Origin of the sequence: Leifsonia williamsii, assembly GCF_030433685.1 — a bacterium.
Classification (GTDB): Bacteria; Actinomycetota; Actinomycetes; order Actinomycetales; family Microbacteriaceae; genus Leifsonia; species Leifsonia williamsii.
The window spans coordinates 3,386,489-3,411,172 of the sequence record NZ_JAROCF010000001.1; the positions used below are offsets into that span (position 1 = coordinate 3,386,489).

Consider the following 24,684-nt stretch of genomic DNA (forward strand, 5'->3'; position numbering starts at 1 on the left):
CTGTCAAGTCCCCGAACAGGAGGATCGATGAAGTTCCGTTCCCTGACCCGCAGCCACGGCGGCCGCATCGTGCTGGCCGCCGTTCCCGTCGCCGTGGTCTCCACGCTGCTCATGACCGGAGTCGCGCAGGGCGCCGTGCCCGTGTCGTTCGCGGTCTCCGGCAGCCAGTTCCAGATCAGTGCGTCGAAGCTGGAGGGCAGCGGCTTCTCGCAGTACGCCGGCGTCGCCCCGGACACCGCGGGCACCCAGCACCAGGTCGCGATCGCCAACATCAAGACGGCGACCCTCTCCGACCTCTGCCAGTCCGTCGTCACGGACACGCCGCTCGGCAAGGCGGGCATCCTGATCACCGCGGGCGGCGGCGGGACCCCCGCCTCGGCCTCCGACCTGCAGATCGGCATGACCGACCTCCAGGGGAACTCGGAGTTCTCGAACATCCGCATCGGCGTCGATGCTTCGACGGTCGACACGACGGCGAAGGGCACCGCGGGCGACTTCGCGCAGGACGCCGACGGCATCTCCATCACCGACCTCAAGCAGACGGCGTGGTCGACACAGGCGTCGGTGTTCACCCTGACCGGCATGCATGTGCAGCTGACGGACGGGACCAAGACGTGCTTCTGACGGCGAGCGAAACGCGTTCTGTGCGCGCCTCGCACGCCGCGCGCGGCGACGGCGGCGGCGCCGAGGGCCGGTCCGGCAGGTCGAGCCGGTGGGCCCGGTTCCGCGCCTGGCGCCGGCGTCGGCCCTTCGTCGGCGGGCTGCTCACCGCGCTGGGCGGGATCGAGCTGTTCTTCTCGGGCCAGCTCGACATCGGCCGCATCCACGTGCAGCTCGGCATCGAGGGGCTGCAGGCGACGATCATCCCGATCCTGCTCGTGGTGCTCGGCGTGCTCGCGATCGCGATGCCGGCGCATCGCATCTTCTACGGCGTGATCGCGCTGGCGGTCGCGGTCTACTCGCTCGTCGGTGTGAACCTCGGCGGCTTCTTCATCGGGATGCTGCTGAGCACGGTCGGAGGGATCCTGACGGTGGCGTGGATGCCGAAGGGCGGTGCTGCGGAGGGCGCGGAGGCGCCTGTGGCGGAGGCATCCGTCGTGGAGACACCTGTCGCAGAGGCACCTGGCACCGATGGGTCGCCCGCTGATCGGGAGGCCGAGCACCGGAGCGGCGAGGCGTGAGACGGCGTCGACCCGGGCGGCTGTTCGGTGCCCTCGTCGCGTGCGTAGCGGTGGCGGTGGCCGGTCTCGGCGCGGCCCGCGTGCCGGCGGCGGCGCCGAGCGCGCTGTGCATCCCGATCCTGCTGCCGTGCAGCTCCCCGACCCCGACGCCGACACCGACCCAGAGCGATGGAGGCGGTGCCGCCGACCCGTCCCTGCCGACACTCCCCCCGCCGCCCGGCACCGGCTCGGGCGGCTCCGGAGGCGGGAGCAGCACCTCCACACCGACACCAGGACCGCCCACCGCTCCCGGAGCCCCGGCGACCCCGACCCCCACGCCGACCGCGACACCGTCGGGGCCGGCTGCCGGAGCCCCCGTCTTCACGCAGCCGCCCGCGCAGCTCGGCAGCCGCTCGCTGTCGTTCACGGGCATCCCGCTCGTCGCCGTCGTCACGGTGCCGCTCGCGGACGGCAGCCGCATCCCCGTGCTCGAGCTCAGCGCCGACGGCATCACCGTCGACGGCTTCAGCCTCACCGTGCGCAAGGAGACCGGGCCGGTGCTCGCCACGACCGCCGACCGGATGGCGTTGCGCGGCAAGGTGCACGTCTACGTGAACTCGCTCACCGCCACGGACGCGGACGGTCGCTCGTGGACACTCGGGGCGACGACTCCCCCGCCGGCCGACGGGCTCCCGCCACAGCTGGTGAAGGTGACGCTCGGCCTCGTCGGCGTGACCGCCGACTCCATCGCGTTCGACAACCCGCACCAGCATCTGACCGAGTAGGCGCCGGCGCTCGGCGCGGGGTCCCTCAGCGACCGCGCCGCAACCGTCGACGTTCGCGTCTGCTCAGGGCCGCGAGCGCCTCCTGCTCCGCCCGGCGGCGAGCCTCGGCGTCGCGGAGGCGCTGGGTCCGGCGCTCCTGCCAGGCCGCGATCTCCGCGTCGACGTCGCGGGTCGGCGTGACGACCGGCGGGCCGCCCTGCAGCTGGCGCCGCGCCTCCACGACCCGCCGGTTGAAGTCGTGGAGGTGGTCGCGCACGGCCCGCTCGGAGGGGAGGCCGTCGAGCTTCGCGTGCAGCTCCTTGTCCTCGGCGCGCAGGGTGAGCGCGGGAGGGCCGAGGCCGGTCAGCTGCTCGCGCTCGATCTTGCGGCGGATCCACCAGTCCGGGTCGTGCGTGCCGGTGAGCCCGGGCAGCGGCTTGCCCGCGCCGGGAAGGTCGTCGAAGTCGCCGCGACGGATCGCCTGCTGGATCGCGTTCTCGATCACGTGCGCGCGCTGGTCCATCGAGGGCTGGCCGGCGTTGACCTCCTCGACCTCCTCGCCGCGCGCCTCCGCGTCGCGTCTCAGCCGGTAACGGACGGCCTCCACCCGCGGATCGCTGTCGCGCGCAGGATCGCGCGGGGTGCGGTCGGGCATGCCCCCACAGTACGCCGCGGAGTCGGGGCGTTCGTCGCTCGCTGGTGTCGGCGCCTCCCGATCCCCACTGTCGGTGGACCGCGCTACCGTCGCGGGATGCAGGAGTTCCGTATCGCCGTCCCCGACGCCGCCCTCGACGATCTCGACCGGCGGCTGGACGCCACCATCCTGCCCGAGCCGACGCCCGGGGTGGACTGGTCGCGCGGCATCCCGCCCGCCGTGCTCGGCGAGCTGGTCGCCCGCTGGCGCGACCGATTCGACTGGCGCGCCCACGAGCGCCGGCTCAACGGATACGGGCAGCGGCTCGTGGAGGTCGACGGCTGCACGGTGCACGCGCTGGTGGTCCGCGGAGGCAGGCCGGGACGGCTGCCCGTCGTGGTGACGCACGGGTGGCCGTACTCGTTCGTGTCGATGCTCGCGCTCGCGGAGCGGCTGCGCGGTGAGCTCGACGTGGTCATCCCCTCGCTGCCCGGCTACGGCTACTCGGACGTCCTGCCGGTGCCGTTCACCGGCTCCGCGGTCGCCGCCCGGTGGCACGGCCTGATGGAGGCGCTGGGCTACCCGCGGTACCTCACCTACGGCGAGGACGTCGGGGCGGAGGTGAGCGACTGGCTCGCGGCGACCCGGCCGGGCGCGGTCGCCGGCATTGTCGCCTCCCACGCCTCCTTCTCTGCCCGCGACCGGCCCGGGGTTGAGCTGAGCGACGAGGAGCGGGCGTTCCTGCGGAGCGTCGCCCCTCCGGCGGAGTCCGGGTACGCGCACCAGCAGGGCACGCGGCCCGACACCCTCGCCGCCGCCCTGATCGATTCGCCGAGCGGCCTCCTGGCCTGGATCGCCGAGAAGGTGGCGGTGTGGAGCGACGGCGAAGGTCTCGAGCGGATCGATACCGACGACCTCCTGCTGAACGTCGCCGTCTACTGGTTCACGCGGTCGATCGGCACGAGCTTCCGCCCCTACGCCGAAGGTGACGCCCAGGAGGGACCGCACCCGCTGATCGAGGTGCCCGCGTCGATCCTGATCCAGCGCCATGAAGCGGGCTACCCGCGCAGCCTCGCCGAGAAGACCTACACCGATATCCGTGCCTTCGAGCGGCTGGAGGCGGGCGGGCACTTCACCGCGTGGGAGGCTCCGGAGCGCGTGGCCGCCGCGATCATGTCCCTGGAGGCGGAGGTCCGCTGAGGGCCTGACGCTCGTCATGCCGCGGCGTTCTGCCTCGTTAAAGACAGCGGCGGCGGCGGACTTACCCGAAAAGTCCACCGCCGCCTACCGGGAACGCAGTACTGCCGTCCGCCCCCTAGCGGTTCGGCCTGCCATCCGGTTGCTTAGTGCACACAGTAAACGCCTGTCATGAGATGTCAACCCGTCGCAGACGATTTTCTTCGCGGAGGACGCAGAACGCCCCGCTCCGGTCGGAGCGGGGCGTTCGAGCGTGCGGGCGGCAGCCGTCAGGCGCGCGCCGCCCGGCGGCGGCGCGCCACGAGCAGGCCGGCGCCGACGAGCAGCAGCAGAGCCGCTCCCGCGACCGGCAGAGCGATGTCCGAGCCGGTGTCGGCCAGCATGGCGCCATCCGTCGCGGCGGTGGCCGCCACGGCGGCGACCGTGAACGAGACACCCGCGACGAGGCCGGTCGTCTGTCCGACGACGACGAGGGTGTGCGGACCGGCGCCGAGCTGGGCGAGCTGCGCGGAGGTGAGGGTGATCTGCGCGACACCGTTCACGACCGGGAACGTGCCGACGAGCACGGGAGTCGAGTAGGCGTACACGTCGACGTAGGTGTCGTGCGCCGCCCAGGCGAGCTTCGCCTCGTACGACTGCGCCGGGTCGAGGCTCTCCGGAAGCTGCGCCGCCGAGGGCGACTGCACCGTGACGCCGTTCGCGGCGAAGTACGCGGGAAGGTCCGCCGACGAGGCGGCCGGAGCCGGGATGGCCGGCTTCTGCGGCGCCGGGATCCAGTCGGTGAGGTTGCTGTTCACCGCGGTGTCGGCGAAGCCGTCCTTGTGTCCGGTGACGCGGACGCCGACCTGCAGGCCCGCCTGGGCGTCGGTGATCGTGTAGGTGGGAGCGTCGGCCGCGCCCTCGATCTCGCCGCCGAACTGGCCGCCGCTGTAGAACCACTGGTAGCTGAAGGTGGTGCCTGCCGGCCATCCCGCGGTCGTCGCGGTCAGGGTGGCGCCGATCTTCGACTCCCCGGCGATGGTCACGGTGCCGGCGGCGAGCTGGTCCTGCGCGAAGGTGTAGGTCGCGTAGTTCCAGCGGATGCTCGTGACCGTGCTGGACGTGCCGTCCTGCGTGAGCACGCCGAAGCCCAGCACCTGCACCGTGTTGATGTCGAGTGCGGCGAGGATGTCGCCGAGGGCGGCGGGCGTGTTCGCGGGCAGCTCGGTGGCGTTCGCGTCACTCGCCGGGATGGCCTTGCTGCTGACCCACTGCTGGTCGCGCGAAGCGGTGTTGTCGCCGGCGACGGGCTGCGCGGGGCGGAGGGTGGTGAAGCCGCCGCTGCCGTAGTTCACCGGGATCTGGAAGAACGCGGGGTCGCTGGCAGCCGTGCTCGACCACGCCACCTCACCGTCATCGATCAGCGAGAGCAGCTGGTTGCCGGGGAGGCGCTCGGTGTCGGTGTAGCCGTAGATGATCTGGGACGCGTCCGTGAGCGCCAGACCCTCGGCGGTGATGGAGGCCTTGTCGGCGGCGTTCGCGTAGCCCTGGTGCCAGCCGGGGTAGGTGGTCTCGTCGGGACGGATGTCGCCCGGGTGGACCACGGTGGTGTCGTCGGCCGAGGCCGGAGCAGCCGCGACGAGGGCGACGCCGCCGGTGAGGGCGAGGGTGATGCCGAGGGAGGTCGCGCGGACCGCCCAGGAGCGTCGGGAGTTTCGGGTCTTCACGTGATGTGCACCTGTCAGGTCGTCGTCGAACACTGCCGGGAAAGCCTGACGCGACGACCGGAACCCGCCGAGAATTCCCCTCACAAATCATATGGGAACGTTTGTGATGGGAAACACCCCCGAGCGAGGGGGCTCGGGGGTGTCTCCGGGCGGTGTCACGGCATCATGGGCCCGATGATCGTGCGCGCGTCGCAGCTCTGGAGTGATGTCTCCTCGGCGACGGCGGCAGGTCCGCCCAGGAAGATCGCATCGGTCAGCTTCAGCGCCTGGGCCGTCTTCGTCACCTCCGGCGGCATGCAGATGTCCGGGACGATGAAGAGCGGCTGTCCTTGGCTGCCGGCGACGGAGGATCCGACGAGGGCGTCGGGGAAGTTCTGCCCCGAGGCGATGTACGCCCGCGTCGCACTCGTCCAAGTGGCCCCGACCGCTGCCGCGGTCGCGTAGCGATCCGTGCCGCCGAGCCTGGTCACCGTCGCTACCGGGCGCACGGACGCGAGCAGCTTGTCCGGGATCACTGCGGCACCACCGACGGCGTAGATCGTCGTCGGCTTCATCCGCTTGATGAGCGCTACGACGGTGGAGTGCAGCGTCGGCGCTTGTCCATCGACGAGCAGGACCGGCGCCCCGTCCCGCGCTGCCGCCGCGCCCGCGGAGAGGGCGTCCGGGTAGTCCGCGGCCGTCGCCAGGTACACCGCGGGCACGGTCCCGGGGAACGCCCGGTCGGCCAGCCCCCAGGAGGTGGTGTACCGGTTGGCACCGCCCTCGCGCACGACGGAGGACGCCAGCGGTACGACGGTCCGCTCGACCGCCGCGGAGATGCTGGACGTCCCGCCCACGAGCACGATCCGCTTGGGCTTGAGCCGCTCCAGCTCCGCGCGGACGGGCAGCGGCAGCCCCCACGGCGTCGTCAGCAGCAGCGGAGCCTTCGCCCGGGCGGCGATCGGACCGGCCGACAGCGCGTCCGGGAAGTTCAGCCCGCTGGCCAGGTAGACCGTGTCGGCCGTGCCCGGGTAGGTCGCCCGGGAGGCCGCGACCGCCGTCGCGTAGCGATCGTCGCCCTGCAGCCGGCTCTTCTCGTGGAGGACGAGCGGTGTCCCGCCCTCGTTGTAGTCGAACTCGTAGGCGGCGGCCGGCCCGGCGGCCGCCAACGCCGTCACGACGACGGCGGCTGCCGCACAGGCGCTGAGAATGCGTCGGATCATGAGACTCTTCTCCTTCGTGGAGTGGTGGAGGGAAACGCGGAGGTCGGTCAGGCGCACAGCTGCATCTCTGCGACCGCGGCGGTCAGCGACGTCGTGCCGCCGACCAGGGTGAAGGTGCGGGTGCCGAGCCGTCCGAGCTCGGCGAGAACACCCTTGGGAACGCAGGTCCCCGGCGACAGGAACACCGGCGATCCGGTGCGCGCCGCGAGCGGCGGCGTCACGATCCCGTCGGGGAAGTTCATCCCGTTGACGATGAACGCCCCGCTGGATGTGCTGAAGCCGTCCTTGCTCAGCGCGATGGCCGTCTCGAACCGGTCCGCACCGTAGACCCGCTTCGTGTCGGCGACGGCCGCCTTGACCGTGTTCACCGTCCCGTCGGCGACCGCGGCCGTTCCGCCGGCCACCCGCACGCGGGTCGTCTTGAGCTTCGTCAGCAACGAGGCCGTCGGCGCGTCGATGCCGGCATTCGCGGCGGTGTTGACCAGCAGCAGCGGGCCGTTGGCGCGCGCAGCCGCAGCACCCGCCCCGAGCGCGTCGGGGAACGCGTCACCCGAAGCGACGTACGCGCTGCCCGCGGAGGCGAAGGCATACGTCGCGAGGCGGCGGGAGGTGTCGTAGCGGTCGACACCACCCACTCGCGCCATCGTCGTGGTGAGCTTGGCGAGTGCGGCGCACACGGCGTCGGAGACGGAGGCTGTGCCTCCCGCAACGACGATCCTCGCCGGCTTGAGCCGTGCGATCTCGGTGGCGGTCGCCGCCGGGAGACCCGCGGCCTGCGTGAGCAGGAGGGGCCCGCCGAGCTTGCTCGCGACCGGCCCCGCGGCGAGCGCGTCGGGGAAGGCGTCGCCGTTCGCGACGACCACGACCGGCGCCGTCGACGGGAAGGCGGCGCGCGAGACCGCGGCGGCCGAGGCGTAGCGGTCGGCACCCTGGATGCGATCGACCGCGACGGCGCCCGCGGCGGTGACGGGGCGGCACTGACCGACGCCCTGCCACGTGGTGAGAGGAAAGTTCTTCACTGCGACGCAGACGATGTGCGCGCCCGCAGCCATGGTGACGGTGATGTCGAAGCCGCGCGGGGTTCCGACGATCAGACCCAATGCGCTGTCGACGTCGGGCCGACGTACGGTGGTGGCACGCTCGGCAACCGTCGCACCGTCGATCGTCACGCGGACGGACGCGGCGGCGAACTGATCGGGATCGACCCCCCAGCCGACAACGCGCGCGGTTCCCGGCGAGAGGACCGTGACCGAGTCGAGACTGCCACGCGGCGCAGCGCCGGTGAGGTATGTCAGCCCGGCGATGTCGCCCTTCTGGTAGGTCTTGGCGGTGTAGTCGGACGGATGCATGACCTGATAGCTACCCGCGAAGCTGGCGCTGTAGTGGTCGAGACCCAGGACATGCCCGATCTCGTGCGCGAGCACATGGCGACGATCGACCTCGGCGTAGCGGTCGACCATGGGCACCACCCACACGTAGCCGGCGCTGGCCAGGTACTCACCCGGGCTCGCCCGCGGGACGACGAGTGGTTGAGCGCACGCTGCGGATCCCGTTCGGCACGGCACCTGCGGCTCCGTGAGGACGTAGATCTCGTGCTCGCGCGGCTGCTTCTCGGGGAACTGCCCGGCCACGATGTTGAGGTTGGCCACGCCGAGACCTCGGAGTTCGTCGGCGACTGCCTGCATCGGCGCACGATAGAGCTCGGCGCGGCTCGACGTCACGAATCGGACGGTGTAATCACGCACGTTGGCGCGAATGCCGGCGTAGGTCAGGAAACCCGCTGTCCCTCCCAGCGACAAAGGGCCCTCCGGAATCCGGTGGCCCGTCTCGAGGTCGACCGCCGGGAGAGCATCGTCGTCGAGCCCCTCGACCGCACCCGCCGGCAGCGCCCCGCCACCTGCGAGCACGAGTCCCGCCAGCACCGCGACCACGGCGACAGCACCGCCTCCTCGTCGCTTCGTTCGTATCCCCATACGTGTTCCTTTCTTCTGCCGGACGACCCTCGTCACACCGCTCCCCCGCCGATCCCGCGCCCGCTCAGCAGCGCGGCCGGGTCCACCTCGAGCCAGTTCGCGACGAGCTCCAGCTCGCTCAGGCTGAACTCGAGGTGGCCCTGGCGACGGCGTTGCGCCGCGCGCTCGCTGAGGCCGAGCACCTCGGCCAGCTCGCGGTTGGTCGCGCGGCGGGCCGCCATCAGCATCCGGACGCGTGTCGCGACCCGTTGCGAGAGGGAGGCCGCCCTGTCGGTGGAGGCGGGGAAGATCGTCATGAAGGCAGTCTTGCGTTCCTAGAACGGCATTGTCAATGTTTCACGACGCATTTCAGCGACGCCGTCTCGACACGTCACCGCCTCCCGGACTCCGCCCGACATGATGGGGACATGGCACGTCACAAGCAGGACCCGCCGAGTCATTTCGGCGACCTCGTCGCCGAGGCGATCCGGCGCGGGATGCGGCAGCTCCGGCTGTCCGGGCGCGGGCTCGCCCACGAGCTCGGGAGGTCGGAGACCTACGTCCGCGACCGCATCAGCGGCAAGTACGAGTTCTCCCTCGCCGACGTGGAGGCGTTCGCCCGCTTCCTCGGCACCCAGCCGGAGGACTTCATCGCCCGCATCGACAGGGAGGTGCTGGAGGCGTCGCTGCGCTCGCGCGGCACACCGCCGCCCCGCGTGGTCCCCCTCGTCGACGCCGCGACGGGCGGTCGCGTCCGGCCGCGCGGCGGCTCTGTCGGTGCCGCCGGGCATACTCTCCCCGACGCCGACGACTTCGACTACGCGGACGGCGGCGTCTCCACGGGGGACGTGGGCCTCGCCGCCAAACCGGAGGGGAGGACGACGGAGCGCGACGCACGCGGCTGACGCGGGGCGCCGCCGGAGCAGCGCGCCGCACGGCGCGCGGAACAGGGGGAACGATGCGGATGCTGCTGGGGATGGCGGCCGACCGGGGGCTGCGGGTGTGCGCCGCGCACCTCCCACCGGGGATCATGGGGTACTACTCGCCCGACGAGTCGCGGATCTACTTCGACGTCGGGCTCACGCCGTCGGAGCGGCGCACCACGATCGCGCATGAGCTCGGCCATCACGACTACGGGCACCGGGGCAACAGCTCGCGCGCCGAGCGCCTGGCCGACAGCTACGCGGCCGACCTGCTGATCGACCCGTACGACTACGCGGCGCTCGAGCTGGTCAACCCGGACATCGCGCACATCGCCGAGGAGCTGTGCGTCACCGAGCAGCTGGTGCGCCACTTCCAGGAGAACTGCCTGCAACGGGTGGGCGATCGGGTCATGCGGGTACAGGGCGCGCTGTAAGGGCGAGGCGGCTGTCCGCCGGCCGCGGCAGCGCGCCCCGCCTGGCTCACTCGGCCGAGGACGCCCCGAACCAGCGTTCGAGAGCTCGGTCGAGGGCGCCCTGGTCGTCGCCCAGCCAGGCGACGTGGCCGTCCGGCCGCAGCAGTGCCGCCGGCGCGGGGAGGGCGACCCCGGCATCCACGAGCAGGTCGACGCGATCCGCCCATCCGCCCGTCGACAGAGCGCCGCTGCGGTCGAGCACCAGGCCCCGGCCCGCGTGGAGGTGCTCGTAGAGCCGGCCGCCGGCGAGCGGAAGGTCGCGCAGCCGGCGGCCGAGCAGTTCCGCCTCCCCCGTCGCCCCACCGAGGTCGTAGCGGATGCCGATGCCGCTGATCCGCTCGGCGATGAACCGGGCGGCGTCCGGGAACGCGAGCACCTCGGTGAGCACCCGGCGCACCGCCTGCGGTCCCGGCTCGGGCGAGATCAGCTCGCTCTGCGCACGCGTGAGCGTGAGCACCTCGGCCGCGACCGGCCGGCGCTCCTCGCCGTACGAGTCGAGCAGCCCCTCCGGCGCCCACCCGGCCACCGCGGCCGCCAGCTTCCAGCCGAGGTTGAACGCGTCCTGGATGCCGAGGTTCAGCCCCTGGCCGCCGAGCGGCGGGTGCACGTGCGCGGCGTCGCCCGCCAGCAGGACGCGGCCCACGCGATACCGCTCGGCGAGGCGGGTCGCATCGGTGAACCGCGTGAGCGAGCGTGGCGAGTGCGCGCCGAAGTCGGTCCCCGCGAACGCGGTGAGCCGCTCGCGGAACTCGTCGAGCGTCGGGGCGACCGTGCGGTCCTCCGCCACCGTCGCGGCGGGCACCACCGCCCGGTACAGGCCGTCGCCCGCCGGACCGATGCCGAACCCGCGGTGCGTCGCCCTGACCCGTTCGGAGATCGCGGCCACCTCTTCGGGCGCCGTGGTGACCTCCACCTCCCCGAGCAGCCACTCCGTGGTGGCCGCATCTCCCGGGAAGTCGACGCCCAGGTGCCGCCGGATGCGGCTGCGGCCACCGTCGCAGCCCACCAGCCAGCGCGCCCGCAGCCTGCCGCCGTCCGCCAGCTCGACGCTCACGCCGCCCTCGTCCTGCTCGAAGGACGCCAGCTCGGTCCCGCGCCGCACGTCCGCCCCGAGCTCGATGGCGCGCTCGGCGAGCAGCCGGTCCGTGACCGGTTGCGGGAGGCCGAGCACGTACCCGTGCGCGGTGTCGAGCTCCACGGGATGCGGCGGCACGATGCCGGCGAAGCTGCCGCCCGCCCCGGGGTAGGCGGTCCCCTCGGCGAGGAAGCGCTCCAGGAGGCCCCGCTGGTCGAGGATCTCGATGCTGCGGGGATGCAGCCCGAGCGACCGGACCAGTCTGGTCGGCTCCGCGTCCCGTTCGAGCACGACCACCTCCACGCCGTGCAACCGCAGCTCTGCCGCCAGCATCATGCCGGTCGGGCCGCCGCCGGCGATGACCACGTCGAACTCGTCGGAACCCATGCGTTTCCTCCCGTCGGCGCAGGATCCGCCCACCGAATCCTGCCAGGACCGGCCATTATGCCGGGCTCAGGTGGCCTTGCCGCAAGCGGGGCGCCGACCGGTATCCTGGAGATGCGGGCGGGAGCCGGTCAACCGGGTTGCGGCGCCGCGCTCCGCGACTCCGCCGTCCGCCCGGGCAGGAAGCCCGAGACGACCGCCCCTCCCACCGCCACGACGACGAGCACGACCATCGCGAGCACGTAGCCGCCGGCGCGCTGCCCCGCACCGAAGCCCAGCACCGTCGCGACGATGGCGGTGCCGAAACTCGACCCAAGGTTCGAGACGCTGCGCGAGAGCCCGGAGATCTCGCCCTGCTGCTCCTCCGGGAACGCGGACTGCACCACGTTGACGCTCGGTGTCAGCATCACGCCGACCCCGAGGCCGATGACCAGGAGCCCCGGCACGTACGGCCAGCCGCCCGGCAGCTCGCCGACGAAGAGCAGGAGCACCGTCCCGATCGCCGTCACCACGAATCCGCCCAGGATGAGGGTGCGCTGCGCGACGAGTCGCACCAGCCTCCCCGCCGCCAGCGACGACACGAGGATGCCGATGGTCGCCGCCGTGAAGATGACCCCGGTCTGGATGGCGTCGTACTGCCGCACCACCTGCAGGTGACTGGACACCAGGAACGAGACGCCCATCAGCAGCAGCCACTGGAAGTTCTGCGTGATGAGACCGAGGTCGGAGACGCGATTGGCGAACAGCGACGTCGAGATCAGCGGCTCGCGCCCCTGCCGCTCCAACCTCCGGATCCATGCGATGAACCCGGCGATGATCGCGGCGCCGGCGACGAGCAGGGCGACCGCGAAGAGCGGCGTGCGGTCGATGGCGAGGATTCCGGCGACGAAGACGACGAGGCCTCCGCCCGACAGCAGGGCGCCGACGCCGTCGTAGCTGCGGCCGGGGTCGGCGGGCAGCGGATCCTTGAGCCGCAGCGCGAACACGATGATGACGACGATGACGAGCGCCTGGAACAGGAACGCGGCGCGCCACGAGATGGTGCTGCAGATCCAGCCGCCGATCAGCGGGCCGGTCGCCGCGCCGATCCCGCCCGCCGCGCTGACGAGGCCGAACGCGCGCGCCCGCCCCTGCACGTCCTTCCAGTAGAGCGTGACGAGGATGTACACGGGAGGGATCAGCAGCGCGGTGCCCGCCCCCTCGAGCACCGAGTTGCCGAGGATCAGCAGCCCGAGCCCCGGCGACAGCGCGCTCAGCACCGCCCCCACCCCGTACACGCCGAGGCCGAGCAGGAAGCACACCTTGCGGCCGAGCAGATCGGTCAGCTTGCCGAACGGGACCATCAACGCCGCCATCGTCAGCAGGAACAGCGTGATGGAGAGCTGGATGCCCGACACGGTGGTCCCGAGATCGCGGCTCATGTCGTTGAGCATCACGTTCATGTTGGAGCCCGCGAACGAGCAGATGAACTGTGCGAGCGCGAGCGGGAGGAGCGTCCATCCCGCCGCCGTGCGGGCCGTACCCGCGCCTGTCCCCGCCATGCTGCGCCCCTCTCGCCGCGGTGTGTGTGTGGCGAGCGAACGCTAACGCCGCGGGTGGGCGGGTGGCTACGGGGAAGGTGCGGCGGGCATCACGGGCGGACGCGGACGCTGCGCCCCTCGAAGGTGACGACGTCGCCGAGCTGCAGCTGGCGTCCGCGTCGGCGGTCGACCTCGCCGTTGACGCTCACGTAACCGTCGATGATGGCCTCTTTGACGTTGCCGCCGGAGTCGAGGAGGCCCGCGAACTTCACGAACTGCCCGAGGCGGATGCCGTCGCCGCCGATGCTGACGTCCTCGATGGGAGCGGATTCGGTCATTCCGAAATGCTAACGCTTGTCACTAGGTTGAGGGCGAGGGAGGCGACGGGATGCGACCACTGCGCTATGCCATCAACGTCACGCTCGACGGCTGCGTCCACCACGAGGCGGGACTTCCTCCCGACGAGGAGTCGATGCGCTTCTGGACCGCGGAGATGGAGCGTGCCGATGCCCTGATCTTCGGCAGGACCACCTACGGCATGATGGAGGCCGCCTGGCGCCGCCCGCCCTCGGGCGAATGGCCCGAGTGGATGAGCGCGTCGGACATCCCCTTCGCCGAAGCCATCGACGGCGCGAAGAAGCATGTCGTGTCGAGCACGTTGACGGAGGCCGACTGGAACGCCGAGCTGGTCCGCGGCGACCCGCGCGAGGCGATCGTGCGGCTCAAGCAGGAGCCGGGCGAAGGCCTCTTCGTCGGCGGGGTGACGCTCCCCCTCGCACTGGCGGAACAGGGTCTGATCGACGAGTACGTGTTCGTCGTGCAGCCGGTGCTCGTCGGCCACGGACCGCGGCTCCTCGACGGCTTGACGGAGCGCATCGAGCTGGAGCTCGTGGAGCGGGTGGAGTTCCGGTCAGGCGTCATCGCGCTGCGGTTCCGGCCGCGGGGCTAGCCGACGACGCTTCGGTCACCCGGTGGTGCCCCTGGAGGGACTCGAACCCCCAACCGTTTCCTTAGGACGGAACTGCTCTTCCATTGAGCTACAGAGGCTGGCCCACCGAGTCTACAGGGGTGCTCAGCCGGCCAGTTGCAGCTGGTGGCGGCGCCAGGGGGTGGTGTACTCGTCCCACTGGGGCTCGTTCCAGCGGAGGCTGATCAGGGAGGCCATGTCGAGGTCGGGCTCACGCAGCTCGAAGGGGAGCTTCCAGCCGAGCTCTGCGAGCAGGGAGTCGGACTTGTGGTTGTTGCAGCGGAAGCACGCCACCACGACGTTGTCCCAGCTGTGCGTGCCGCCGCGGGCGCGCGGGACGACGTGGTCGAGGGTGTCGCCGTACTTGCCGCAGTAGGCGCAGACGTGGCCGTAGCGCTCGAGCGCGGACTTCCTGGTCAGGGGGATGCGGCGGCGGGGCACCTTGATGTACTGGTTCAGCAGCACGACGCTCGGCGCGTCCATCACGACGGACCGGCTGTGCAGCAGCGCACCCGATGCGGCGACGGTCGACGCCTTCCCCGACAGGACGAGGAGGATCGCGCGGCGCGTCGAGACGACGCCGAGCGGTTCGTAGCTCGCGTTGAGCACCAGTGTCTTCATCTGCGACCTTCCGGGGAGGCTGGGCAAACAAAAAGGGCACTGTCCGTGCGGACAGCGCCCTGGATGGCGGCGGCATGGTGGTGGTGACGCACCACATGCTGGTGGAGGCAGGCCTCCACATGGTGACGGCAGGCGAGGTAGTCCTGCGGGCGACCGGCGGAGCCGTCGACCGGCCGGAGACCGCGCTCGGTCCGCGCGGTCACCCTGAGGGACCGAATCCGTGGCGTCTCGGCCATCGGATCCTCCGATCTGCGCGGACGCGGGTGCGTCATGACGGGAGAGTCAGGGCATCAGAGTAACGCAGAAACGGCGCGCCACCTATTCGTGGCGCGCCGCTGCTGGTAGAGCGTCACCCGCTGTTCACCGCGGGTTCCTGCTCGGATCGTCAGATGCCGAGGCGGACGATGTAGTAGTCGCTGGTCCAGATGGGCCGGATGGAGACCGACTTGCCCTCGGTCGGGGCATCGAGGATGTTGCCGTTGCCGGCGTAGAAGCCGTCGTGACCGGGCATGATCACGAGGTCTCCCGGCTGGGCGTCCTCGATGGAGATGCGGGTACCCGCGGCGGCCTGTCCCGACACGGAGTGCGGGAGCGAGATGCCGAACTGCGAGTAGACGAACATCACGTAGCCGGAGCAGTCGAAGCCGGCCGGGGTCGAGCCACCGTACACGTACGGGGTGCCGATGTACTGCTGGGCGACCGAGAAGACCGACGAGAGCGAGAAGTTCGGGTACGCCGGGTTCGCCAGGAAGTCGGAGGCCGACGGGCCGGCGTAGCTGTTCGCGTAGTTGGTGAGCTGCACGGCGGCCTGCTGGCGGGCGGCCTCAGCGGCTGCTGCTGCAGCGGCGGCCGCGGCCTCGGCGGCCTTGCGCGACTGCAGCTCGGTCTCGCTGGTGGCGGAGGCCTCCTCGCGGTTGACCGCCGCGGAGGCGACGCCGCCCACCTCGACGCTCTGCGACTGGGCCTTCTTCATGGTGTCGGAGGCGCTCGGGCCGAACCCGGCCTTCTCGGCGCCGTCCGGGTTGAACGCGAAGGCGGGGAGCGACATCGTGGCGATGAGGCCGGTGGCGACGGTCATGACGCCGACGTTGACGATCCAGCCGCCCTTCTTGCGGGCGGCTCCGCTCTTGCCGGCGGAGGGTGCGGGCTTCGCCGCCGCGGCGCTGCGCAGGGCGCGGCGGGAGGCGGGGGAAGCGGTTTCGAGAGATGTTTCGTTCGGGTGGTCCTGGGAACCGGGCGTGCCTGGGTTTGCCAAGGTGCGACCTCCAGCGCTCCGGCAGCACTAGGGAGCTGCCCCCGTCCGCATGCATCGGCTTCGGCGTCCGACCGGGAGACGGGTTCAGGGGGTTGGAGCGTCCCGGACGGGGTCCTGGTGGGCCGGCTTCTGGCCCGTTCGGACTACCCGAGCCTAAGGGACGACCCGGGCTTTGTCACATCTTTTCGCGAGTTTTTTAACGAATCGGTAACGGCGTTCAGGCGTCGACGAAGATGTGCGCCGCCAGCTCGTTGGGCAGCTCGAGGCCCGTCTCGAAGCCGTCGATCTGCACGGCGACGTATGATCCGGCGGGAGAGAAAGTGCCGGTCGAGCCGGGAAAAACGCCGGCCTGCTTGAGCTGGAGGAGCAGCTCGGGGTCGACCTGCGCCGGCTCGCCCAGGCGGCGGATCCTGGCAGTCACCCCGGAATCAGCGCCGCGGACCACGTCGACGAGGTTCACGAGATTCTCAGTGGTCGTGGAGGGGTCCTGCGCGCCCAGCTCGCCCAGTCCGGGGATGGGGTTGCCGTACGGCGACTCCGTCGGGTGCCCGAGCATGGTGATCAGCTTGCGCTCGACCTGCTCGCTCATCACGTGCTCCCAGCGGCACGCCTCCTCGTGGACGTACTCCCACTCGAGCTCGATGACATCGCTCAGGAGCCGCTCGGCGAGGCGGTGCTTGCGCATGACGTGGACGGCCTTGCGGCGGCCGTCGTCGGTGAGCTCGAGGTGCCGGTCGCCCGAGACGACGACGAGCCCGTCGCGCTCCATGCGCCCGACGGTCTGCGAGACGGTGGGGCCGGAGTGACCGAGTCGCTCGGAGATGCGGGCGCGCAGGGGGACGATGTTGTCCTCCTCGAGCTCCAGAATGGTGCGAAGGTACATCTCCGTCGTGTCGATCAGATCGGTCATGAGTCCCTCCACTCCCGGCGCACGGATGTCGCAGTGAAGCCTACTTGGTGCGGATGACCAACGCGCGCAGGCCGCTCCCGCACGCGCCGGGCGGGAGCCACTGGTGCAACCATCGATACACTGCACTTATGCCGGACGTGACGATCCCCTCTGACCTCCTGCCCGCCGACGGACGATTCGGCTGCGGCCCGTCCAAGGTCCGTCCGGAGCAGGTCGCCGCCCTCGCCGGGCCCGGCGCCGCGCTGCTCGGCACCTCCCACCGCCAGGCGCCCGTGAAGAACCTGGTCGCGAGCGTGCGCGAGGGCCTGTCGGAGCTGTTCGCGCTGCCGGAGGGCTACGAGGTCGTGCTCGGCAACGGCGGGTCGACCGCGTTCTGGGACGCCGCCGCCTTCTCGCTGATCGAGCGCCGCAGCCAGAACCTCGTCTTCGGCGAGTTCGGCGGCAAGTTCGCCAAGGCCGCGAAGACCCCGTGGCTGGAGGCGCCGCACGTGATCGAGGCGCCCGGCGGCTCGCGCAGCGAGGTGGAGCCGGTGGAGGGCGTGGATGTCTACGCCTGGCCGCACAACGAGACCTCGACCGGCGTGATGGCACCCGTGAAGCGGGTCGCCGGTGACGCGGGCGCGCTCACGGTGATCGACGCGACGAGCGCCGCCGGCGGCGTCGCGATCGACGCGGCGGAGGCCGACGTCTACTACTTCGCGCCGCAGAAGAACTTCGCCTCGGACGGCGGCCTGTGGTTCGCGCTGTTCTCCCCGGCCGCCATCGAGCGCGTCGAGCGGATCGCGGCGGGCGACCGCTACATCCCCGAGTTCCTCAGCATCAAGAACGCGGTCGACAACTCCCGCCTCAACCAGACCCTGAACACGCCCGCGGTCGCGACCCTCGTCCTGATGGAGGAGCAGATCGCCTGGATGAACGGCAACGGCGGTCTCGCCTGGGCCGACGCCCGCACCCGCGAGTCGTCGGGGCTGCTCTACGACTGGGCCGAGGGAGTCGACTACGCGACGCCGTTCGTCGCGGAGCCGTCGCACCGCTCGCAGGTCGTCGTGACCATCGACTTCGCCGACGGCATCGACGCCGCGCAGGTCGCGAAGACGCTGCGCGCCAACGGCGTCGTCGACACCGAGCCGTACCGCAAGCTCGGCCGCAACCAGCTGCGCGTCGCGACGTTCACGGCGATCGAGCCGGACGACGTGCGCGCGCTGATCGGCTGCGTCGAGTACGTGGTCGAGCGGCTGGGCTGAGCGGAGCCGGCGTGCGCCTCTGGCTCCGCGACGACGAGCGCCGGCCGGACCCGGTGCCGGTCGCGACCGACGACCGGGCGGCCGTGCTCGCCGGCCTAGCGCTGTGGGTCGTCGCCCTCGTCGTCGTGCTGATCGTCGCCGGCGCCCTCGGAGCCGCTCTCGGCCTCTGGCTCTGGACCATCGGCGTCGGCATCGCCCTCGGGCTCGTCGGACTCGTCTACCTCGGAGTCGCCCGGCGCCGAGGCTGAGTCGTCGGCGTCGTCCTGGTCGTCTTCGTCGTCGGCATCGGCGAGGGCCGCCTCCTCCTCCGCCGCGAGGTCGAGCGTGACGTCGGTGTCGGCATCGGAGTCGACGCCGTCGAGCTCGACCGCGTCGATGTCGACGCCGTCGACGTCGTCGTCGAGGTGGAGGTCGTGCACCTCATCGTCCTCGTCGTCGTCGAAGTCGTCGTCATCGTCGTCCGAGTCGTCGTCATCGTCGGAGTCGTCGTCCGAGTCGTCGTCATCGTCGGCGTCGTCATCGTCGTCCGAGCCGTCGTCGTCGTCGGAGTCGTCGTCGTCCGAGTCCTCCTCGTCGTCATCCGACTCGTCCTCGTCGTCATCGGACTCGTCGTCATCGGACTCGTCGTCCTCGGACTCGTCGTCCTCCTCCGACTCCTCCCCCGCCTCCGCGGCCAGCGCCTCCTGCGCCGCCTGGTACTCGGCGAGACGCTCGGACCACGGCACCCACTCGGGAGCGAGGAGCGCGTCGTCGCCGGGCATCAGCTCGACCTCGAGCACGGTCGGCGCCGCGTCCTCCTCGGCGCGGCCGACCGTCACGGTCCAGCGCCACCCGGGGTAGCCGGGCAGGCGGCTCTCGAACAACAGCGAGACGACGCCATCGCCCTCGACCACATGGCCGAGCGGCTCGCCGATCGAGGACGCGGGCGTGATCTCCTGCAGCGCCTCGCGGGCGAGCGGGGCGGCGGCGAGGAGGTCCGCGATGTCGTTGTCAGGCATCCAGCTCGTCCGCGACGCGGCGGAGCACGGCGGCGATCTTGGCGCCGTGCTGCTTGTCCGGGTACTTGCCGCGGCGCAGGTTGGCGCCGACGCCGTCGAGGAGCTTGACCAGGTCCTCCACGATGATCGCCATGTCGTCCGCCGACTTGCGCTTGAGCTTCACCAGGCTCGGGGGAGCCTCCAGCACCCGCACCGACAGCGCCTGCGCGCCGCGCTTGCCGTCGGCGATGCCGAACTCGAGGCGGGTCCCCGCCTTCACGACGGCTCCGGCGGGGATCGCCGAGGCGTGCAGGAAGACCTCCTGGCCGTCATCGGAGCTGATGAAGCCGAAGCCCTTCTCGTCGTCGTAGAACTTGACCTTGCCGGTTGGCATGGGAACCTCACTTCACATGGGGGATCGAATGACCAACCTCAATTATCCTTGATTCCGTGACCCAGCAGACCCCGTCTCCGACATCGCGGCTCCAGCGCGTCCTCTCCTACATCGCGGCCGCGCTCGTGATCGTCTCCCTGGTCTGCATCGCGGCCATCCTGATCGGCACGGCCGTGAACGGTTTCGCCCAGCAGAGCTCCGGGCAGGGCCTGTGGCCGGCCGTGTTCACCTTCCCGCTGATCGCACTGCCGATCGCGTTCGTGCTGATCATCGTGTTGATCATCGTGAGCGGTCGTCAGCGCAGCCGGGCCGCCAAGGAGGCGGCGGGCCGGACGACCGGCAAGGGGCGCCGCTAGTCCCCGCGGTGAGCCGGACCGGCGCGATGACGACGACGCTCGCCCTGGCCTCGCGGCTGCGGGCGATGCGCGACGACGACCTGCTGGCCGGGTTGCACGCGCGCAGCTACCGCCGTGCCGGCGTCTCCGACTTCTTCGACCTCGCCGAGGCGCTGCTCGACGCCGACGCCGTGCAGGAGGCGCTGCTCCGGCTCGACCGCATCGAGCTCGCGGCGCTGGTGGCCCTCGGCCGGGCCGATGTGCCCCTCGGCCCGGGTGCGGTCGCCGAGACTCTGCGCGGTCATGCCGCGACGGCGGAGGTTCCACGGGAGCGCGTGGAGGCCGCGGTCGCGCTGCTCACCGACCGGCTGCTGGTGCAACCCGCCGACGAGGGGGCGCCCGGCGACGCCGCGGTCGCGCCGTACGACGCGGTGATCGCGCGACTGGAGGCGTGGGAGGCGGGCGGCCTGCCCTCCCCCGACGCGCTCCTCGACACGGCGCCGCCGGATCCCGACCCTGCCGCGGACGCCACCCGGGAGGCGGGCGATCGTGCCGCGGGTGACCGCCTCGCGGCGGAGCGCGCCTTCGAGGCGGTGACCGCCGTCTCCGAGCTGCTGGCGGAGCTCTCCCGCGAGGGCGCGCGCGAGCTGCAGAAGGGCGGCCTCGCGCTGCCGGCGGCCAAGCGGCTCGCGGAGGCGCTGGCCGTCGACCAGGCCGCCGTGCCGGTGGTGATGAGCGTCGCCTCGCGCGCCGGGCTGATCGCGATCGAGGACGCGGCCTGGCTGCCGACGGAGGGTGCACGCGGCTGGCTGCGCGGCGCGACCCCCGAGCGGTGGCAGCGCCTCGCGGACGCGTGGCTCGCGACGCTCCCGGGCGACGTGCGCACGCTCCTGGAGGCGCACGCCGCCGACCGCTGGGGCGCCGCGCTGCGCGAGCACGCCGCCTGGCTGCACCCGGGATCGCCGCGGGAGGCGCAGCAGCGGCTCGACGCGCGGCTCCGCGACGCTTTGTGGCTGGGACTCGCGACGACGGACGCCGCTCCGGGCGGCCCGACGGGGGCGGCACGCACCGCGCCGTCGCGCGACCTGACACCGAGCACGCCGGGCACGGCCCTCCTCCGCGACGGGAGCGACGCCGCCCGCGCCGCCCTCGCTCCGCTGTTCCCGGGCGAGGTCGACCGGGTGTACCTGCAGCACGACCTCACCATCGTCTCCCCGGGGCCGCTCGCCCCCGCCATCGAGTCGCGCCTGCGAGGCATGGCCGACATCGAGAGCCGGGCGCTCGCCTCCACGTTCCGCCTCTCCCCCGCCTCGGTCGACCGCGCGCTGACGGCCGGGGAGACGGCGGAGGGAATCCGTGCGTTCCTGACGGAGATCTCGCTGACCGGGCTGCCGCAGCCGATCGAGTATGTGATCACCGACGCCGCCGACCGGCACGGACGCGTGCGGGTGCGCGACGCAACGGGCGACGGTGTGCGATCGGCGGTCCGGTCGCCGGATGCGACGCTGCTGCGCACGATCGAGGTCGACCAGTCGCTCGCGGCGCTGCGGCTCGTGCGGTCGGGCGAGTCGCTGGTGAGCCGCTTCGCGCGGGATGTGGTGTTCTGGGCGCTGGCCGACGCCCGCTACCCGGTGCTCGCCGAGGACGCCGCCGGCCGGCCGGTACCGCTGCGGCGCAACCGCGTCGCTCACCCGCGACCCGCCTCCGGCCGCGACCAGGATGCGGAGCTGATCGCCCGGCTGCGCGAGCACGGCTCCGCGGGCGGTGACGACGCGGGCGAATGGCTCGCCCGCCAGCTCGACCAGGCCGTGCGCGCCCGCCAGACCGTGGTCGTCCAGGTCGCGATGCCGGACGGCCGCACGCTCGACCTGGTGCTCGAGCCGACCGGCGTGGGCGGCGGGAGGCTGCGCGGCCGCGACCGCACCGCCGACGTCGAGCGCACGGTGCCGCTGTCGAGCGTGCGCGGGGTGCGGCCGGCGGACTGACGCCGCGCCCAGGCTGCTGACACCCGCGCGGCGTAGACTCGCCTGTTATGTCCGATGGCCCCCTGATCGTCCAGAGCGACCGCACCGTCCTGCTCGAAGTGGCGCATCCCGCCGCCGAGGACGCCCGCCACGACCTCGCCGTCTTCGCCGAGCTCGAGCGCGCGCCCGAGCACATCCACACGTACCGGATCACCCGGCTGGGGCTGTGGAACGCGCGCGCCGCCGGCCACACGGCCGAGGACATGCTGGGCACGCTGGAGCGCTACTCCAAGTTCCCGATCCCGCAGACGGTGTCGGTGGACGTCGCCGAGACCGTCGCGCGCTACGGCCGCCTGGTGATCGAGCGCGACGAGGAGGGCACGCTGCTGCTGCGCTCCGACGACCTCGCCGTGCTGACGGAGGTGGCGAGCGCCAAGCGCATCGCGCCGCTGCTGGAGGAGCGCCGCGACGACACGACGTTCGTCGTGCAGGCGTGGGCGCGCGGCCAGCTCAAGCAGGAGCTGGTGAAGCTCGGCTGGCCCGCGGAGGACCTCGCCGGGTACACGCCGGGCACCCCGCACCCGATCGACCTGCGCGAGGACGGCTGGGCGCTGCGCGACTACCAGCGCAAGGCGGTCACCAACTTCTTCGACGGCGGCTCCGGTGTCGTCGTCCTCCCCTGCGGCGCAGGCAAGACGCTGGTGGGCGCCGGCGCGATGGCGACCTCCAAGACGACCACGCTGATCCTCGTCACCAACACGGTGTCGGCGCGGCAGTGGCGCGACGAGCTGCTGCGGCGCACGAGCCTCACCGCGGACGAGATCGGCGAGTACTCGGGCCAGCTGAAGGAGGTCAAGCCGGTCACGATCGCGACCTACCAGATCCTCACGGCCAAGCGGAAGGGCGAGTACGCGCACCTGGCGCTGCTCGACGCGCTCGACTGGGGACTCGTGGTCTACGACGAGGTGCACCTCCTGCCCGCTCCGGTGTTCAAGCTCACCGCGGAGCTGCAGGCCCGCCGCCGACTGGGCCTGACGGCGACGCTCGTCCGCGAGGACGGCCGCGAGGGCGACGTGTTCAGCCTGATCGGGCCGAAGCGCTTCGACGCGCCGTGGAAGGAGATCGAGGCGCAGGGCTTCATCTCGCCGGCCGCCTGCTATGAGGTGCGGATCGACCTCCCGGCCTCGGAGCGCCTCAGCTACGCGGCCGCCCCCGACGACGAGCGCTATCGCCTCGCCGCCACGGCGCCGGCGAAGCTCGACGTCGTGAAGCAGCTCGCCGACCGGCACGCGGGCGAGCGCATCCTCGTCATCGGCCAATACCTCGACCAGATCGACGAGCTGGCGGAGGCGCTGGGCGCGCCGCAGCTCACTGGCGCGACGCCGGTTGACGAGCGGGAGCGGCTGTTCCAGGAGTTCCGCGACGGCCGCACGCCGGTCCTCGTGGTCAGCAAGGTCGCGAACTTCTCGGTGGATCTGCCGGAGGCGACGGTCGCCATCCAGGTCTCGGGCTCGTACGGCTCGCGGCAGGAGGAGGCTCAGCGGCTCGGGCGGCTGCTGCGCCCGAAGGAGTCGGGGCTGTCGGCGAGCTTCTACACGCTGGTCTCGCGCGACACCGTCGACCAGGACTTCGCACAGAACCGGCAGCGCTTCCTCGCCGAGCAGGGGTACTCGTACACGATCCTCGACGCGCACGCGCTGGCGGCGGCGTAGGGTCTCCCGCATGGGCATCCGCTTCGAGAACGTCGGGATCGCCGTGCGCGATCTGGACGCCGCCATCGCCTTCTTCACCGACCTCGGGCTGACGCTGGCCGGTCAGGACACCGTCAGCGGCGAGTGGGCCGACACGGCTGTGGGCCTCGACGGCAACCACGCGCGGATCGCGCTGCTGCAGACGCCGGGAGGCGACGGGCGGCTGGAGCTGTTCGAGTACCTCCACCCCGACGCGATCGAGACGGAGCCGGCGCGGCCGAACGACATCGGCATGCACCGCGTCGCCTTCCAGGTCGACGACCTCGACGCGGCCCTCGCGATCGCCGCCCGGCACGGCTGCCACCCGCTGCGCGGTGTCGCGAACTACCAGGATGTCTACCGGCTCACCTACCTGCGCGGTCCGAGCGGCATCCTCGTGATGCTCGCGGAGGACCTCAGAGCGGGCTGACCGGCCCGGTCGCGGCGAGGCGCGCGAGGGTGTGCAGCGCCTCCGCGTGGTCAGGGCGGTCGCGGACGGTGATCGCCGCCTTCCACAGCGCCCAGCCCGCGGCGCGTGCCCAGGTCGCGTCTTCCAGGCCCACCGCGTCGCGGAAGACGTCGGCGGCGGGAGGGTCGAGGAAGGTCCAGAACGGCACCAGGTCGCACGCGGGGTCGCCGACCCCGGAGGTGCCGAAGTCGATGACGGCGGAGAGCCTCCCGTCGCGCATCAGCAGGTTGCCCACCGCGACATCGCCGTGGAACCACACGGGAGGCGCACTCCAGGTCGTCGCCGTCGCGTCCGCCCAGATGGCGTGAGCCCTGCTGCGCGTGAGGGAGGCGCCGGGCACCCGGTCGAGCAGGTCGAAGGCGGCGAGCGCCTCCTCCTCGTAGACCGCGGGCGGGGCACCGCGGAAGAAGTTGTGCGTGCCCGGCGCCGGCCCGCCCTCCGCGGGTGCCGCCCGCAACGCGTGGAGGAAGCCGGCGACGTCCTCGGCGAGGGCCACGGCGTCGACGCCCTGCTCGAGCACCAGCGGGCGGCCGGGCAGCCAGCGATACACCGACCACGGCCACGGGTAGCCCTCCCCGGGCACGCCGACCGCGACCGGCGACGGGATCGGCAGCGGGAGGTGCGGGGCGAGCCGCGGCAGCCACTCCTGCTCCTTGGCGACCTGTTCGCGGTACCCGGCGGCGCTGGGGAGGCGGACGCTCAGCTCGTCGCCGAGCCGGAAGGTGCGGTTGTCCCAGCCGTCATGCTCGACCGGGCGCAGCGGGAGCGACCGCCATTGCGGGAACTGGGCGTCGACCAGCCTCCGGGCGAGGCGGGCATCGATCACCG

The 24,684-nt window shown here is 72.0% G+C and carries 26 protein-coding genes and 1 tRNA gene; 12 read left to right on the plus strand and 15 right to left on the minus strand.

The features are described 5' to 3' along the window. Positions 1-27: 27 nt before the first annotated feature. Genes P5G50_RS16005 through P5G50_RS16015 form a run of 3 tightly spaced genes read left to right on the plus strand, consistent with a single transcriptional unit; the run spans position 28 to position 1,945 of the window. Positions 28-624: a DUF6230 family protein gene (locus P5G50_RS16005; protein ID WP_301212015.1), complete on the plus strand. Its 597-nt coding sequence runs from the start codon at positions 28-30 to the stop codon at positions 622-624. 20 nt (positions 625-644) lie between these two features. Then, positions 645-1,181 carry a DUF6114 domain-containing protein gene (locus P5G50_RS16010; protein WP_301212014.1) on the plus strand — a complete coding sequence of 179 codons (537 nt, stop codon included), beginning with the start codon at positions 645-647 and terminating at the stop codon, positions 1,179-1,181. Beyond that, entirely contained in the window at positions 1,178-1,945 is a 768-nt protein-coding gene (locus P5G50_RS16015) for a hypothetical protein (RefSeq protein WP_301212012.1), read from the plus strand. The genes P5G50_RS16010 and P5G50_RS16015 overlap by 4 nt, the downstream gene beginning before the upstream one ends. Positions 1,946-1,970: 25 nt before the next feature. Here the strand turns inward: P5G50_RS16015 and P5G50_RS16020 are convergent, their stop codons facing one another. Beyond that, complete coding sequence (locus tag P5G50_RS16020; RefSeq protein WP_301212010.1) at positions 1,971-2,579, minus strand: DnaJ family domain-containing protein; 609 nt, start codon at positions 2,577-2,579, stop codon at positions 1,971-1,973. Between the two features lie 96 nt (positions 2,580-2,675). Between P5G50_RS16020 and P5G50_RS16025 the strand changes: the two genes are divergently transcribed. Continuing rightward, on the plus strand, positions 2,676-3,758 hold the full coding sequence (locus P5G50_RS16025) for an epoxide hydrolase family protein (RefSeq protein ID WP_301212008.1): 1,083 nt from the start codon (positions 2,676-2,678) through the stop codon (positions 3,756-3,758). Positions 3,759-4,024: 266 nt separating this feature from the next. Here P5G50_RS16025 and P5G50_RS16030 read toward each other — a convergent pair whose 3' ends face one another. From P5G50_RS16030 to P5G50_RS16045, 4 genes are all read right to left on the minus strand, one after another. Continuing rightward, entirely contained in the window at positions 4,025-5,461 is a 1,437-nt protein-coding gene (locus P5G50_RS16030; RefSeq protein WP_301212007.1) for an LAVTG motif-containing sortase-dependent surface protein, read from the minus strand. Positions 5,462-5,616: 155 nt separating this feature from the next. After that, entirely contained in the window at positions 5,617-6,663 is a 1,047-nt protein-coding gene (locus P5G50_RS16035; protein ID WP_301212006.1) for a cell wall-binding repeat-containing protein, read from the minus strand. Positions 6,664-6,710: 47 nt separating this feature from the next. After that, the gene (locus P5G50_RS16040; RefSeq protein WP_301212005.1) at positions 6,711-8,636 is read right to left on the minus strand and encodes a cell wall-binding repeat-containing protein; all 1,926 of its coding nucleotides are present in this window, start codon (positions 8,634-8,636) and stop codon (positions 6,711-6,713) included. Between the two features lie 32 nt (positions 8,637-8,668). Then, entirely contained in the window at positions 8,669-8,932 is a 264-nt protein-coding gene (locus P5G50_RS16045; RefSeq protein ID WP_301212003.1) for a helix-turn-helix domain-containing protein, read from the minus strand. A gap of 111 nt (positions 8,933-9,043) precedes the next feature. Here P5G50_RS16045 and P5G50_RS16050 point away from each other — a divergent pair, with 111 nt between their 5' ends. Beyond that, a complete protein-coding gene (locus tag P5G50_RS16050; RefSeq protein ID WP_301212002.1) occupies positions 9,044-9,520 on the plus strand; it encodes a helix-turn-helix domain-containing protein in 477 nt (158 codons plus the stop codon). Between the two features lie 53 nt (positions 9,521-9,573). Continuing rightward, positions 9,574-9,972, plus strand: a complete 399-nt coding sequence (locus P5G50_RS16055; RefSeq protein ID WP_301212001.1) for an ImmA/IrrE family metallo-endopeptidase — start codon at positions 9,574-9,576, stop codon at positions 9,970-9,972. A gap of 46 nt (positions 9,973-10,018) precedes the next feature. Here P5G50_RS16055 and P5G50_RS16060 read toward each other — a convergent pair whose 3' ends face one another. The 3 genes from P5G50_RS16060 to P5G50_RS16070 all read right to left on the minus strand — a co-directional run bounded on the left by P5G50_RS16060 (position 10,019) and on the right by P5G50_RS16070 (position 13,328). Further along, positions 10,019-11,473 (minus strand): FAD-dependent monooxygenase, encoded by a 1,455-nt coding sequence (locus tag P5G50_RS16060; protein ID WP_301212000.1) that lies wholly within the window; start codon positions 11,471-11,473, stop codon positions 10,019-10,021. Positions 11,474-11,601: 128 nt separating this feature from the next. Beyond that, positions 11,602-13,011, minus strand: a complete 1,410-nt coding sequence (locus tag P5G50_RS16065) for an MFS transporter (protein ID WP_301211999.1) — start codon at positions 13,009-13,011, stop codon at positions 11,602-11,604. A gap of 89 nt (positions 13,012-13,100) precedes the next feature. Continuing rightward, entirely contained in the window at positions 13,101-13,328 is a 228-nt protein-coding gene (locus P5G50_RS16070) for an RNA-binding S4 domain-containing protein (protein WP_301211998.1), read from the minus strand. Positions 13,329-13,378: 50 nt separating this feature from the next. Between P5G50_RS16070 and P5G50_RS16075 the strand changes: the two genes are divergently transcribed. Further along, positions 13,379-13,939 (plus strand): dihydrofolate reductase family protein, encoded by a 561-nt coding sequence (locus tag P5G50_RS16075; RefSeq protein ID WP_301211997.1) that lies wholly within the window; start codon positions 13,379-13,381, stop codon positions 13,937-13,939. Between the two features lie 23 nt (positions 13,940-13,962). On the opposite strand, the gene P5G50_RS16080 is transcribed toward P5G50_RS16075, so the two are convergent. The 4 genes from P5G50_RS16080 to P5G50_RS16095 form a co-directional block, all read right to left on the minus strand. Further along, positions 13,963-14,037 (minus strand) — tRNA-Arg (locus P5G50_RS16080). 25 nt (positions 14,038-14,062) lie between these two features. Next, positions 14,063-14,578: an HNH endonuclease gene (locus tag P5G50_RS16085; RefSeq protein WP_301211996.1), complete on the minus strand. Its 516-nt coding sequence runs from the start codon at positions 14,576-14,578 to the stop codon at positions 14,063-14,065. Between the two features lie 385 nt (positions 14,579-14,963). Then, positions 14,964-15,833: a C40 family peptidase gene (locus tag P5G50_RS16090; RefSeq protein WP_301211995.1), complete on the minus strand. Its 870-nt coding sequence runs from the start codon at positions 15,831-15,833 to the stop codon at positions 14,964-14,966. Positions 15,834-16,050: 217 nt separating this feature from the next. Beyond that, positions 16,051-16,743 (minus strand): iron-dependent transcriptional repressor DtxR, encoded by a 693-nt coding sequence (locus tag P5G50_RS16095; protein ID WP_301211994.1) that lies wholly within the window; start codon positions 16,741-16,743, stop codon positions 16,051-16,053. 128 nt (positions 16,744-16,871) lie between these two features. Here P5G50_RS16095 and serC point away from each other — a divergent pair, with 128 nt between their 5' ends. Further along, entirely contained in the window at positions 16,872-17,987 is a 1,116-nt protein-coding gene (serC, locus tag P5G50_RS16100; RefSeq protein ID WP_301211993.1) for a phosphoserine transaminase, read from the plus strand. Between the two features lie 95 nt (positions 17,988-18,082). Here the strand turns inward: serC and P5G50_RS16105 are convergent, their stop codons facing one another. Continuing rightward, a complete protein-coding gene (locus P5G50_RS16105; protein WP_301211992.1) occupies positions 18,083-18,985 on the minus strand; it encodes a DUF3027 domain-containing protein in 903 nt (300 codons plus the stop codon). Beyond that, entirely contained in the window at positions 18,978-19,358 is a 381-nt protein-coding gene (locus tag P5G50_RS16110) for a cold-shock protein (RefSeq protein ID WP_301211991.1), read from the minus strand. The genes P5G50_RS16105 and P5G50_RS16110 overlap by 8 nt, the downstream gene beginning before the upstream one ends. A 56-nt stretch (positions 19,359-19,414) precedes the next feature. Here P5G50_RS16110 and P5G50_RS16115 point away from each other — a divergent pair, with 56 nt between their 5' ends. Genes P5G50_RS16115 through P5G50_RS16130 form a run of 4 tightly spaced genes read left to right on the plus strand, consistent with a single transcriptional unit; the run spans position 19,415 to position 23,817 of the window. Further along, positions 19,415-19,714 (plus strand): hypothetical protein, encoded by a 300-nt coding sequence (locus tag P5G50_RS16115; RefSeq protein ID WP_301211990.1) that lies wholly within the window; start codon positions 19,415-19,417, stop codon positions 19,712-19,714. Positions 19,715-19,722: 8 nt separating this feature from the next. After that, entirely contained in the window at positions 19,723-21,678 is a 1,956-nt protein-coding gene (locus tag P5G50_RS16120) for a helicase-associated domain-containing protein (RefSeq protein ID WP_301211989.1), read from the plus strand. 47 nt (positions 21,679-21,725) lie between these two features. Continuing rightward, positions 21,726-23,369 (plus strand): DNA repair helicase XPB, encoded by a 1,644-nt coding sequence (locus P5G50_RS16125; RefSeq protein WP_301211988.1) that lies wholly within the window; start codon positions 21,726-21,728, stop codon positions 23,367-23,369. Positions 23,370-23,379: 10 nt separating this feature from the next. After that, positions 23,380-23,817 (plus strand): VOC family protein, encoded by a 438-nt coding sequence (locus P5G50_RS16130; RefSeq protein WP_301211987.1) that lies wholly within the window; start codon positions 23,380-23,382, stop codon positions 23,815-23,817. Here the strand turns inward: P5G50_RS16130 and P5G50_RS16135 are convergent. After that, a complete protein-coding gene (locus P5G50_RS16135; RefSeq protein WP_301211986.1) occupies positions 23,804-24,682 on the minus strand; it encodes an aminoglycoside phosphotransferase family protein in 879 nt (292 codons plus the stop codon). The two genes, P5G50_RS16130 and P5G50_RS16135, sit on opposite strands and share 14 nt — an antisense overlap. Positions 24,683-24,684 lie beyond the last annotated feature (2 nt).

Bases quoted from the DNA above. Each gene is read 5' to 3' on its own strand.
- P5G50_RS16110 (WP_301211991.1), bottom strand. From the start codon at position 19,358: ATGCCAACCGGCAAGGTCAAGTTCTACGACGACGAGAAGGGCTTCGGC.
- P5G50_RS16050 (WP_301212002.1), top strand. From the start codon at position 9,044: ATGGCACGTCACAAGCAGGACCCGCCGAGTCATTTCGGCGACCTCGTC.
- P5G50_RS16005 (WP_301212015.1), top strand. From the start codon at position 28: ATGAAGTTCCGTTCCCTGACCCGCAGCCACGGCGGCCGCATCGTGCTG.
- P5G50_RS16045 (WP_301212003.1), bottom strand. From the start codon at position 8,932: ATGACGATCTTCCCCGCCTCCACCGACAGGGCGGCCTCCCTCTCGCAA.
- P5G50_RS16130 (WP_301211987.1), top strand. From the start codon at position 23,380: ATGGGCATCCGCTTCGAGAACGTCGGGATCGCCGTGCGCGATCTGGAC.
- P5G50_RS16095 (WP_301211994.1), bottom strand. From the start codon at position 16,743: ATGACCGATCTGATCGACACGACGGAGATGTACCTTCGCACCATTCTG.
- P5G50_RS16055 (WP_301212001.1), top strand. From the start codon at position 9,574: ATGCGGATGCTGCTGGGGATGGCGGCCGACCGGGGGCTGCGGGTGTGC.
- serC (WP_301211993.1), top strand. From the start codon at position 16,872: ATGCCGGACGTGACGATCCCCTCTGACCTCCTGCCCGCCGACGGACGA.
- P5G50_RS16070 (WP_301211998.1), bottom strand. From the start codon at position 13,328: ATGACCGAATCCGCTCCCATCGAGGACGTCAGCATCGGCGGCGACGGC.
- P5G50_RS16125 (WP_301211988.1), top strand. From the start codon at position 21,726: ATGTCCGATGGCCCCCTGATCGTCCAGAGCGACCGCACCGTCCTGCTC.
- P5G50_RS16105 (WP_301211992.1), bottom strand. From the start codon at position 18,985: ATGCCTGACAACGACATCGCGGACCTCCTCGCCGCCGCCCCGCTCGCC.
- P5G50_RS16020 (WP_301212010.1), bottom strand. From the start codon at position 2,579: ATGCCCGACCGCACCCCGCGCGATCCTGCGCGCGACAGCGATCCGCGG.
- P5G50_RS16075 (WP_301211997.1), top strand. From the start codon at position 13,379: ATGCGACCACTGCGCTATGCCATCAACGTCACGCTCGACGGCTGCGTC.
- P5G50_RS16085 (WP_301211996.1), bottom strand. From the start codon at position 14,578: ATGAAGACACTGGTGCTCAACGCGAGCTACGAACCGCTCGGCGTCGTC.
- P5G50_RS16040 (WP_301212005.1), bottom strand. From the start codon at position 8,636: ATGGGGATACGAACGAAGCGACGAGGAGGCGGTGCTGTCGCCGTGGTC.
- P5G50_RS16060 (WP_301212000.1), bottom strand. From the start codon at position 11,473: ATGGGTTCCGACGAGTTCGACGTGGTCATCGCCGGCGGCGGCCCGACC.
- P5G50_RS16025 (WP_301212008.1), top strand. From the start codon at position 2,676: ATGCAGGAGTTCCGTATCGCCGTCCCCGACGCCGCCCTCGACGATCTC.
- P5G50_RS16035 (WP_301212006.1), bottom strand. From the start codon at position 6,663: ATGATCCGACGCATTCTCAGCGCCTGTGCGGCAGCCGCCGTCGTCGTG.
- P5G50_RS16065 (WP_301211999.1), bottom strand. From the start codon at position 13,011: ATGGCGGGGACAGGCGCGGGTACGGCCCGCACGGCGGCGGGATGGACG.